This is a genomic window from Rhizobium sp. GCM10022189 (assembly GCF_042656325.1).
Taxonomy (GTDB): Bacteria; Pseudomonadota; Alphaproteobacteria; order Rhizobiales; family Rhizobiaceae; genus Rhizobium.
The window spans coordinates 447380-458493 of sequence record NZ_JBHSOR010000004.1; the positions used below are offsets into that span (position 1 = coordinate 447380).

The window sequence follows — 11114 nt, forward strand, 5'->3', positions numbered from 1 at the left end:
TCGAGCAAGTCAATTCTTGTCCGAAGCGTCATGCTTCACTATCGGCCCGACGCGCCTCGTTTCTTACGCTAAACACATGCCGAAGCAGTCCGTGCGCAATGTAGCAATCCGGAAAGCTTTCTCACAGTGCATTTTTATCACACTCCCGCCTCATTTTTTTGCCGTGTGGCAAAGATGCGGCGGATGACGACGAAGAAGGACGGCACGAAGAAAATGCCGAGCATCGTCGCAGCAAGCATGCCGCCGAGGACGCCGATGCCGATCGCGTTCTGGGCGGCGGAACCCGCGCCCGTTGCGATGGCCAAAGGCACGACGCCGAGGATGAACGCCAGAGAGGTCATGACGATCGGGCGCAAGCGCAGCCTTGCCGCTTCCAGCGTCGCTTCGAAGAGCCCCATGCCGGTCTCCATTCGGTCCTTTGCGAATTCCACGATCAGGATCGCGTTCTTCGCCGCAAGGCCGATGGTCGTGAGCAAACCCACCTTGAAATAGACATCGTTCGCCTGCCCGAACAGCGTTGCTGCCGCGAGCGCGCCGAGCACGCCGACCGGGACCGCCATGATGACCGAGAACGGGATCGACCAGCTCTCGTAGAGCGCAGCCAGGCAGAGGAAGACGACGAGAACCGAAATCGCGTAGAGCATGGGGGCTTGCGAGCCCGAGAGCCGTTCCTGATAGGAAATGCCCTGCCAGGCGACCGTATAGCCGCCGCCGAGCTGTGCCGTCAGGGCCTCCATCTCGTTCATGGCTTCGCCCGAGGAGACGCCAGGGGCGGCCGCACCGTCGAGCGGGATGGCGCTGACGGCATTGAACCGGGCAAGCGACGGCGCGCCTTCGACCCATTGGGTTGTCGTGAAGGCGGAGAAGGGCACCATTTCGCCGGCGTTGTTGCGGGCATACCAGTGATTCAGATCGGTCGGCTGCATGCGGAAGGGGGCGTCACCCTGCACGTAAACCGGCTTGATCTCGCCGTTCAGCGTGAAGTCGTTGACGTCGCGTCCGGTGAAGATGATCGACAGCATGGAGTTGACCGACGCAAGGTCGACACCCATGGCGCCGATCTTCTCCTGATCGATCAGGATCTTCATCTGCGGCTCGACTTCCTTGTTGTTGGAGCGAAGGGCCACGACCTTGCCGGTGCCGCCGGCCATCTGGATCAGCCGCTTGGAGGCGGCCGTCAGGGCCTCATTGCCGTGGCCGCCGGTATCGACAAGATACATGGAGAAGCCGCTCGATACGCCGAGACCCTGGATCGCCGGCGGCAGCAGCGCAAAGACCTGGGCTTCGCGGATCGTAAAGAAGTTCCTGAGAGCCCGGTTGACCACCGATTGCGCGCTGAGATTGGGATCGGTGCGCAGCGAGAAGTCCTTGAGCTTTGTGAACACGATGGCGCTGTTCTGGCCGGAACCGTTGAAGCCGAAGCCGAGCGCGCCAAAGACGGAATCCACCGCGTCCTTCTCGTTCTCACGGAAGTATTTTTCGACCTTTTCGACGACGGCCTGCGTCTGCTGCGTGGTGGAGCCCGGCGGCGTGGTGACGATGGTGAGCAGCACGCCCTGGTCTTCCTGCGGCAGGAACGAGCTCGGCAGGCGGGTGAAGAGATAGGCGCAGCCGGCGCCGACCAGCAGGAACACCAGCATGACCCGGATCGGCCGCTTCAGGAGATAGCCGATGGCGCGCACATAGCCGTTGGTCGAGCGGGTGAAGTTGCGGTTGAACCAGTCGCCGATGCGGTGCTTCTTGTGCTCGTCGACCGGCTTCAGCATCGTGGCGCAGAGCGCCGGCGTCAGCACGATGGCGACGAGTGCCGAAAGCAGCATGGCCGAAACGATGGTGACGGAGAACTGGCGGTAGATGATGCCGGTCGAGCCGCCGAAAAAGGCCATCGGGATGAAGACGGCGGTCAGCACGAGAGCGATGCCGACGATGGCGCCGGTGATTTCACCCATCGACTTCTCGGTCGCTTCGAGCGGCGAGAGCTTTTCCTCCGACATGATGCGCTCGACATTTTCGACGACGACGATGGCGTCGTCGACGAGAAGGCCGATCGCCAGCACCATGGCAAACATGGTCAGCGTATTGATCGAGTAGCCAGTCGCCGCGAGGATGCCGAAAGTGCCGAGAAGCACGACGGGAACGGCGATGGTCGGGATCAGGGTCGCCCGCAGATTCTGCAGGAAGATCAACAGAACCACGAAGACGAGCACGATCGCCTCGATCAGCGTGTGCACGACCTTTTCGATCGACAGTTCGACGAAGGGCGTCGTGTCGTAGGGATAGGTGATCTCGACGCCTTCCGGCAGGCCGCGACCGATCGTCTCGAGCGCGGTGCGCACACGCGCGGCGGTGTCGATGGCGTTCGCACCGATCGCAAGGTTGACTGCAAAGCCCGACGACGGCAGGCCGTTATACCGTGAGCTGCCCCCGTAACTTTCCTGACCGATCTCGACGCGGGCAACATCGCTGAGGCGAACGGTCGAGCCGTCCTTTTCGACCTTCAGGATGATGTGCTCGAAATCCGCAACCGTGGTGAGCTGGCTCTGGGCCGTGATCGTCACGTTGATCTGCTGGCCCGGAACGGAGGGCTGGGCACCGAGCGAGCCGACGGAGACCTGCGTGTTCTGCGCCTGGATGGCGGAGGTAACGTCGCCGGGGGTGAGCTGGAATTTCTGCAGCTTGAACGGGTCAAGCCAGACGCGCATGGCGTAGCCGGAGCCGAACACGTTGATGCTGCCCACGCCTTCCAGGCGCTGGATCTGATCCTCGATCGAGGTCGACATGATGTTGCCGAGGTCGACGGAGGTGCGCTTGCCGTCGGTCGAGATCAGCGAGCCGACGAGAAGAATGCTCGAGGTGGAGCGCGTGACGCTGATACCGGCATCTATGACGTCGCCCGGCAGCTGCGACTGGACGAGCTGCAGCTTGTTCTGCACCTGGACCTGCGCGATGTCGGGATTGATGCTGGTGCCGAAGGTCAGCGAAATGCTGGCAGAGCCTGTCGACGAGGTCGAGGTCATGTAGGTCAGATCGTCGAGACCGGTCATGCCGTCTTCGATGATGGTCGTCACCGATTTTTCGACCGTTTCGGCGCTGGCGCCACGATAGGTGGCGTTGATACGGACCGTGGTCGGCGCAATGTCAGGATATTGCGAGATCGACAGCGTGAAGATGGCGAGCAGGCCGGCGAGCATGATGGTGATCGCAATGACCCAGGCAAAGATCGGTCGTCGGATAAAAAACTTGGCCATCGGTTATTCCTGTGCGGCTGGGACGGTGACGATGCGAAAATGCCTGCGCATTATTTTGCTGCGGGCTTCTGTTCGCCTCCGGCCGCGGGCTGATCGGCAGGGACAACCACGCCGTTGTCGTTGATCTTCATCGGGACCGGTTTCACCGGCATGCCTGAAACAATCGACTGCAGGCCGCTGACAATGAGCTGGTCGCCATCTTTCACGCCCTCGGTCACAAGCCAGGAGTTGTTGGAGGGTGCGGCGTTCTGGAATACGCGAGTTTCGACCTTGCCCTCGGCGGAAACGAACTGCGCGGTCAAACGACCGTTGGCGTCGCGGGTGGTCGCAAGCTGCGGCAGGGAATATCCGGATTCTGCGCCGAGTTCGACGGTGGCGCGCACATACATGCCCGGCAGGATGACGCGGTCCGGATTCGGGAAGACCACGCGGATGATGAAGGTGCCGGTCGTTTCGCTGACGACCTGCTTCGACATGTCGAGCTTGCCCTTCTGATTATATTCACGGCCGTCCTCGAGGATCAGCCGGAACGCGACATTGCTGTCCTCGCCCTTGACTTCGCCGGCAGCGATCGCGTCACGCAGCTTCAGCAGGTTGATGCTCGATTCCGTCAGCGAAATGTAGATCGGATCGAGTTGACGGATCGTGGTCAGCGCAGTTGTCTGGTTGGCCGCAACGACGTTGCCGATATTGTAGGCCGTCTGGTCGATCACTCCGTCGAACGGAGCAATGATCTTCGTATGGTCGAGATCGATCTGCGCCGCGGTAAGGGCGGCCTTGGCTGCTTCGACTTCGGCATTCGCCTGAGCAAGGGCCGTGCGGGCGGTTTCGAATTCGATCTGCGTTGCGCCGCTGCCGACCAGGCGCTGGTAACGGTCGAAATTGCTCTGGGCGCTGGGCACGCTTGCCTCGGCCTTGGAAATTGCGGCCTGGGCCTGCTCGACGGCCGCGCGGTAGGCGGCGTCGTCGATCTGGTAGAGCAGGTCGCCCTTCTTGACCTCGCCGCCTTCCTTAAAGGCAATTTCGCGGATGATGCCGTTCACCTGCGGGCGGATATCGGCCACCTGGAAGGCTTCGGCGCGACCGGGCAGGATCGTGGTGATCGGATAGGTATCCTTCTTCAGCGTGACAACACCGACGGGGGCGGCCTGCTGGGCGGCTCCGGCACCTGCATTGCCGGCGGGCTGGCTGCCGCTGTCGTTGCAGGCGGCAAGGCCCATAACCAGCAGGAGGGCCGAGGAGACGATGAGGGAACGCCGAGTCATGCTGAATTCCTGTGCGGTTGGCAGTAGCGGTTCAATCGCCGGCCCTGTGATGCGCCGCTCTATATAAGCGTGACGATTGATCCGGAAACAGATGCCGTTATCCGATATTAAGAAAAGCTTTCTGAAGTGACGTAATTCAGCAATCGTCACTTAGCAAGGGTTATTTTGCAGTGCGGCATCCACGAAACACACGATTTTTTCGGCACGGTGCACAAGCGTGTTTTTGTCGTCCTTGGCGATGAGAATGGGGTGCAGAACGCAAGCCAGAACGTCTGCGACGGTGCGCGCGGCCGCGTCCGTATTGTCGCAGCGGTAATTGCCTTCGGCTACGCCTTCACGGATGATCTCGCCAAGCTTCTGCTCTATCCGCTCGCGATAGCGATGACCGGCGTCGAGCTTGGCATCGATCGTCGAGATCACCATTTCGAAGATGTAGGGGTTCTGCTGTATGTCCTGCAGATGGCTGTCGAGCAGGCGCAGGACGAAGCTCAGCAGCTGTTCCTTCGGCGGCAGGCTGGTGTCGACGGCAGCGAAGCGCTCGGTGGCGTTGCCGAGATGGCGTTCGGCAATCGCATCGACGAGCACCGCCTTTGAATGAAAATGCTTGAAAACGTTGGCCGGCGACATGTGCAGCGAAGCGGCGATATCGGCGATGGAAACCGCGACGAAGCCGCGCTGGCGAAACAGGGTCTCTGCCATCGAGAGGATATCCTCCCGGGTTTCCTCGGCCTTGCGTCTGGGCCTGCGTGCCATCTGTCCCCCGCCGGGCTTGGCCCGGCACCTCTTTTTCACGATGCTAGCGCGATTGGCCAAAAACCTGCAAGCGGTCTCGCAGCTTGGCCTTCAACGGTTCAGGGGAAATAGGGCGCGAGATTTGCCCGGATACGCGCCGCGGGCGTTTCGCCGCTGATATCGGCGACGAAAGGTTCGCCGGTAATCCATTCATAGGCCTTGATATAGACGGCGGAGGTCTGCTCGATCAGCTCGACCGGAATTTCCGGGATCTCGTCTTTGTAGGGATCGCAGCGCTCCGCCACCCAGGCGCGGACGAAATCCTTGTCGAAGCTTTCCGGCCGTTGGCCCGCGTCGAAGGCCGCGGGATAGGTTTGCGCCACCCAGTAGCGGCTGCTGTCAGGCGTATGGATCTCGTCGGCAAGAATGATGTTGCCGTTTTCGTCCGTACCGAACTCATATTTCGTATCGACGAGGATGAGGCCGCGCTTTGCCGCCATTTCCTGGCCGCGGGCAAAAAGAGCCAGCGCATAGTTCGACAGCGTTTCCCACTGCTCTTTCGTCAGCAGGCCGCCGCCGACGATTTCGGCCGGTGTCAGCGGCTCGTCGTGGCCGCCGTCGAATTCCTTGCTGGTCGGCGTGATGACCGGTTCAGGCAGGATCTGATTGTCGCGCATACCATCGGGCAGGCGGATGCCGTACATTTCCCGCTCGCCCTTTTTGTAGAGCGTCAGGATCGACGTGCCGGTCGTGCCGGCGAGATAACCGCGCACCACAATCTCGACCGGCAGAATATCAAGACGCTTGCCGATGACGACATTCGGGTCGGGATAGCCGAGGACATGGTTGGGGCAGATATCCTTCGTCGCCTCGAACCAGTAACGGGCCGTCTGCGTCAATACCTGTCCCTTGTAGGGAATGCAGGTCAGGATGCGGTCGAAGGCGCTCAGCCGGTCGGTGCTGATGATGATGCGCCGGCCGTCCGGAAGATCATAGTTCTCACGCACCTTGCCGCGATAGTAGTTCGGCAGTTCCGGGAAATGGGCTTCGGAGAGAATACGCACGGCGCCTGGCTATCCTTCTATCGGCTGAGGCTAAAGCGTGCCGCGATCTTTGGGGTTCGCTTCCGACGCTTCAGGTCTTTGTTTTACGCATGTCGTTATCGCAAAACCGCTCCACGCTTTTGCACCGCATGCTCTGTCCCTGCTCTAGTTTCATTGCCGCGGAAGTCAAGCAAAGGCTCATTCAAAGCCAGAAGAGGGCGATGAGAACGAGCGTCAATATATAACCGGCGAGCGTCAGCGGCCAGCCGGCCCGAAGGAAATCGCCGAAGCGGTAGCTGCCGATGCTCATCGACAGCGTATTGTTGTGATGGCCGAACGGGGTCAGGAAATCCTGCGAGGCGCCGGCGGCGACCGCTATCAGGTAGGCCTGCGGTGCATGCTGTCCGGCGCGCGCAAATTCCAGAGCAATCGGCGCAAGCACGATCGCGACCGTCGCGTTGTTGACGAAGGGCGTCAGCGCCATGGCGAGAAACAGGACGAGCGCAATACCCCACAACGGATCGGCAATGGGGAATACAAGGCTCAGCCAGGTCGCAATGGTTTCGGCCATGCCCGTTGTGGCGACCGCCTGGCCGATCGGGATCATCGCCGCGAGCATAATGATGATCGGCCAATTGAGATCCGCCATCGCCTGGCGGATGTTGAGATAGCCTGGCAGGGCAAGTGCGAGCACAACGAAGGCAAGCGCGATGTCGGGGCGCAGGCCGAAGGCGGAAGCGGCAACGCCGCAGGCAAAAATGGCGAAAGGCCGCCAAGAGGCCGCCGCGGCAGGGGTGGGCGCTGCCGAGGCGAGCGGCAGGCATTCGCACTCTTCGAGCGCTTCCGCGATCGCCGCTTTCGGACCTTCCAGCACTAGGATGTCGCCGATCGAAAGCTGCAGATCGGCAAAGCGCCCTTCGATGCGCGGAGAGCGCATCGACAGCGCCGAGACCGTGACCCCGCGATTGCGGAAGACCTCCAGCGATGCGACACGTGAACCGACGACGGTGCTTTCCGGCATGACGACGGCCTCGATGCTGGTGAAATCCGGCTGCAGCCCGTGCGGATGGGCCTCCGCCACCAGGGCCTGCGAGGCGGCCAGATCCGCGAAGACGGAATCGGCGCCCTGCGCCAGCAGAATGTCGCCCGACTGGATGACGGATTGTTCGAGCGGGCCGAAGACGAAAGCGCGGTCGCGGATCAACGCATGCGGCTGGATGCCGAAACGCTCGGCACATTGGGCAAGCGTTGCGCCGATCAACGGCGAATGCTCGGGAATGGTGCGCTCCGCGACGATGCGGCGGGCCGGCGGAACTGGCGTTTCCGCAGCTTCGTCCGGCTCCGGAAACAGTTGCCGCACGATCAGGGCGATGAGCAGAATGCCTGAAATGGCGACCGGAAGGCCGACATAAGCGAAGTCGAAGAAACGGAAACCCTTGCCGGTCGCGTTTTCAAGCGCGTCGCTGACGAGAAGATTGGCGGGCGTGCCGATCAGGGAGACGAGGCCGCCAAGAAGAGCGGCAAAGGAGATCGGCATCACGAGCTGCCGGCGCGGAATGGCCATAAGCGTGTTCAGCCGGAGCGCCAGCGGCAGGGTAATCGCAAAGGCGCCGATACTGTTCATGAAGATCGAGATGAAGCCGGTCAGGGCGGAGACGCCTGTTATGACCCCGAAGTGCGAGAGGCCCGAGGCCACGAAGCGCTCGGCGAGACTGTCAAAGAGTTTGGTGCGGGCCAGCACCTGGACGATCAGCAGGATTTCGACCACGGTGATGACGACAGGGCTCGCGAAGCCGGCAAAGATACCGTCGGAGGGGTACAGGCCGAGCGCGTAACCTGCAAGCAATCCGCCGATCGAGATGACTTCCATGCGCAGGCGGTCGAGGGAAAACAGGAAGAGCATGGCCGTCAGCAGGATCAGGAGGGCTGCTTGCTCGAGCGTCATCGGGGTTCCTGTCTTCGATCACAGGCCGAATGTAGCCATTCGTCCGGCGCTGTATAGCCTGCTCAGACGAAAGAATGATTGCTCCTCACATGCCCTGCCAGTGGCCGTCCAGCGGGCGCTCAGGCCGGCCTGCGCCATTTCCCTTCGGCCGTCCGCTCGAGGATGGGCGTTGCAAAAACGCCTTTTGTGCGTGCCTGCCATTGCGGTCCCGCGGCGTCGAGCCGGGCGCGCCAGCGGTCCGATTGCAGCATCGCCGCGCCGATGACGACCGGCTCTATGCCGCAGCTCGCGAGAAGATCGAGGCCGGCGACGATCGAGGTCCCGCTCGAGATGACGTCGTCGATCAGCGCAACGCGGCATCCTTCGAGAAGCGGCAGCATGCGCGGATCGACATAGAGCCGTTTCTGCTGTTCCGGAGTGGTGATCGAGGAGAGGGCGACCGAGAGTTCGTCGCGATACCAGAATTTGCGCGAAGTGCCGAGTGGCACGTAGCGGCTGTGCCCGAGCTTCTGGGCAACGGCGGCAGCAAGGGTGAGGCCGAGTGTCGGCAGGCCGGCAACCACATCGATATCGAGGGGCTCTATCTTTGCCGCAAGGTTTTCGGCGAGCGCATCGAGCACGGCAAAACCTGCCTGGTTGATGATCAGCGAGGCCAGCGCGTGCTCGCCGTCCGCGAGCAGGCGGATCGGCAGCCGCAATTGCCTGCCGTCTTCCAGTTCGGCCACGAAGAAGGAGGTGAAATCGCCGTCCGTTTCGAAGCTGCCCGGTGGATGGATGTCCTGCCAGAAATCATGCGGCTTCATCTCGTTCATTCTCAACCTCGCATCGCCTTGCCGGTACCGACCTTGCGGCGCAGGTCCTTCAGCTCGGATTCCGTCAGTTCCCTCACCGAACCCTTCGGCAGATCGCCGAGTTCTAGCCCACCGATCGCGACGCGCACGAGCCGCAGGCAGGCAATATCGAGCGCTTCGAGCATCCGCCGGATCTGCCGGTTGCGGCCTTCCTGAAGTTCCACTTCGATCCAGGAATTGCGGTCGCCTTCGCGCAGCCTGCGGGCGGCGGTGGCGCGCAGCAGTTCGCCGTCATGTCGAAGACCCGACGTCATCGCCGCCAGCATGTCGTCATCGGCGATCCGATCGATCTGGACATGGTAGGATTTCGGGACGTGGGTGATCGGATCGAGCAGTGCCTGTGCGAATTCCGTATCGTTGGTGAAGAGCAGCAGGCCCTCGCTCGCCTTGTCGAGCCGGCCGACAGGCGAAAGATGCGGGACGTCGAAATCAGCCAGGCAGTCATAGACGGTCGGACGACCTTCCGGATCGTGACGCGTGGTGACAAGGCCGCGCGGCTTGTTGAGCATCAGGTATATCCTGGCCTCGGCGGCGATCTCTTTGCCATCGACCTTGATAAGGGCGGTCGAAAGATCGACCCATGCCGAGGGATCTGTGATGATGCGATCCTCGACCGCGACACGGCCGTCGGCGATCAGCCTTTCAGCCTGGGTGCGGGAACAATAACCGAGTTTGGAGAGCGCGCGCGGGAGCGTAACCCGCTTGCCGGCCGGGCCGGCCTCGGGTTTGTTGTGTTCGCGTGTTTTCTGCGGTGCTCGCCGGCTTCTCACTTCGCCATCCCTGATGTGATTGCGAGAGCCGTTCTTGGCATGAACGACGCACGGATGCCAGCAATGGTGTTCGAAATTCTGGGGAGGAGGAGATTTCGGATGCCGAATGGAACCATCGACGCTTCGGGAAAGCGCAGCCGGTAAAAAGGGTCTTTCTACCGCCTCACGGGCAGGCCATGAAGCCGGCGAGTTCCTGCCGGTTCATCACGATCCCGGCTGCGGCCTTGGCCGGGTCCGGATGCGTGTAGGAAAGGCTCGGCATTTCGGGCAGATCGAGTGCCTGGCGCATATTCATGATGCCGACTGCACGTCGGCCGTCGCTGCCGTCGATACTGACTTCGACAATCAGCTTCTCTCTTTTGCTGTCCATGGTGACCTCCCTTCATTATTATATTCCCATCGATCGCATTAAAAATCGGTTTTTCTAAGACATAAGTGTTTACGCACCCTGCAAAAAACGGATCTGCAGGATGCGTACAAAATGCGGGAGTGGAGGTGGATGGGTTAACGCCACCAGTGGCGCGGTTCGGGCTGCGTGGCGCCCGACAGCATGTAGCCTGCCAGGAAGCCGATCGCGCCGGCAAGCAGAAGCGCCGTGGTGGTTGCAGCCGGGTGTTCGCGGGCGGTGCCGGCGACCGCCGCACCTTCGGCACGAATTTGGGCAACGGCACCTTTGGCACGCGGAAGCGCATCTTCGTAGGCCTTTCCGGCACGGTTGCGTACTTCGTAATAAGCTTCCGCGCCCTGCGCTGAAATCATCTTCTGCAGGCGGGACACTTCCTGCTGCAGAGCGGCGATATCCTTGCTCACGGAAGTTCTGAGATCATCGGTGTTGGCGGCCATGTCTGTCTCCTTTCCTTCAATGGGGAGGGAAACACGAAAAACCGCGTTAGGTTCCGAGCCTTTCGCCACAATCCAGTGTGACGGCTGTTTGACAGCCTGAACCGTGCCGCTTTTTATTCCTCATTAACCATAAAATCGGCCAAGACCCTGTTTTGACGGGGTCTTTCTGCATTTTCAGGCTGGGGTCCGGACGATTTTTTACCGGCCGATAAAAGATTTTTCAGGGATTTTGCTCTGAAAGGCGCCCTGTGGATAACCGTCCAGCAGAAAATCCGTTGTCGAATCAACCTATTACAAAAATGTCAAAAAAGTTGGGAGTGATGTGTTGACTGTCGGGAAGATGAGGGATTATAAGCCCACTCACTGACGAGGGCGGCGGCGCTGCTGGCGACGAAGTTTCTCGTTCTGCAGAAAATC

Annotated in this window: 9 protein-coding genes; all 9 read right to left on the minus strand. The window is 61.1% G+C overall.

Annotation, left to right across the window (positions count from 1 at the left end; translation table 11 throughout):
• Positions 1 to 137 precede the first annotated feature (137 nt).
• Complete coding sequence (locus ACFPWW_RS06560; protein WP_112703575.1) at positions 138 to 3248, minus strand: efflux RND transporter permease subunit; 3111 nt, start codon at positions 3246 to 3248, stop codon at positions 138 to 140.
• Positions 3249 to 3298: 50 nt separating this feature from the next.
• Positions 3299 to 4513 (minus strand): efflux RND transporter periplasmic adaptor subunit, encoded by a 1215-nt coding sequence (locus ACFPWW_RS06565; protein ID WP_377311072.1) that lies wholly within the window; start codon positions 4511 to 4513, stop codon positions 3299 to 3301.
• Between the two features lie 150 nt (positions 4514 to 4663).
• Positions 4664 to 5266: a TetR family transcriptional regulator gene (locus ACFPWW_RS06570; protein ID WP_112564078.1), complete on the minus strand. Its 603-nt coding sequence runs from the start codon at positions 5264 to 5266 to the stop codon at positions 4664 to 4666.
• 98 nt (positions 5267 to 5364) lie between these two features.
• Positions 5365 to 6309, minus strand: coding sequence for a phosphoribosylaminoimidazolesuccinocarboxamide synthase (locus tag ACFPWW_RS06575; protein ID WP_377311073.1), 945 nt, complete (start codon positions 6307 to 6309; stop codon positions 5365 to 5367).
• Between the two features lie 181 nt (positions 6310 to 6490).
• A complete protein-coding gene (locus ACFPWW_RS06580; protein WP_377311074.1) occupies positions 6491 to 8233 on the minus strand; it encodes an SLC13 family permease in 1743 nt (580 codons plus the stop codon).
• Between the two features lie 119 nt (positions 8234 to 8352).
• A complete protein-coding gene (locus tag ACFPWW_RS06585; RefSeq protein WP_377311085.1) occupies positions 8353 to 9036 on the minus strand; it encodes a phosphoribosyltransferase in 684 nt (227 codons plus the stop codon).
• 11 nt (positions 9037 to 9047) lie between these two features.
• Positions 9048 to 9854, minus strand: a complete 807-nt coding sequence (locus ACFPWW_RS06590) for a pseudouridine synthase (RefSeq protein WP_112564084.1) — start codon at positions 9852 to 9854, stop codon at positions 9048 to 9050.
• Positions 9855 to 10017: 163 nt separating this feature from the next.
• Positions 10018 to 10224, minus strand: coding sequence for a hypothetical protein (locus ACFPWW_RS06595; protein ID WP_112564086.1), 207 nt, complete (start codon positions 10222 to 10224; stop codon positions 10018 to 10020).
• 134 nt (positions 10225 to 10358) lie between these two features.
• Entirely contained in the window at positions 10359 to 10697 is a 339-nt protein-coding gene (locus ACFPWW_RS06600) for a hypothetical protein (RefSeq protein WP_112564088.1), read from the minus strand.
• Positions 10698 to 11114: the final 417 nt, after the last annotated feature.

Bases quoted from the DNA above. Each gene is read 5' to 3' on its own strand.
- ACFPWW_RS06560 (WP_112703575.1), bottom strand. From the start codon at position 3,248: ATGGCCAAGTTTTTTATCCGACGACCGATCTTTGCCTGGGTCATTGCG.
- ACFPWW_RS06565 (WP_377311072.1), bottom strand. From the start codon at position 4,513: ATGACTCGGCGTTCCCTCATCGTCTCCTCGGCCCTCCTGCTGGTTATG.
- ACFPWW_RS06570 (WP_112564078.1), bottom strand. From the start codon at position 5,266: ATGGCACGCAGGCCCAGACGCAAGGCCGAGGAAACCCGGGAGGATATC.
- ACFPWW_RS06580 (WP_377311074.1), bottom strand. From the start codon at position 8,233: ATGACGCTCGAGCAAGCAGCCCTCCTGATCCTGCTGACGGCCATGCTC.
- ACFPWW_RS06585 (WP_377311085.1), bottom strand. From the start codon at position 9,036: ATGAAGCCGCATGATTTCTGGCAGGACATCCATCCACCGGGCAGCTTC.
- ACFPWW_RS06595 (WP_112564086.1), bottom strand. From the start codon at position 10,224: ATGGACAGCAAAAGAGAGAAGCTGATTGTCGAAGTCAGTATCGACGGC.
- ACFPWW_RS06600 (WP_112564088.1), bottom strand. From the start codon at position 10,697: ATGGCCGCCAACACCGATGATCTCAGAACTTCCGTGAGCAAGGATATC.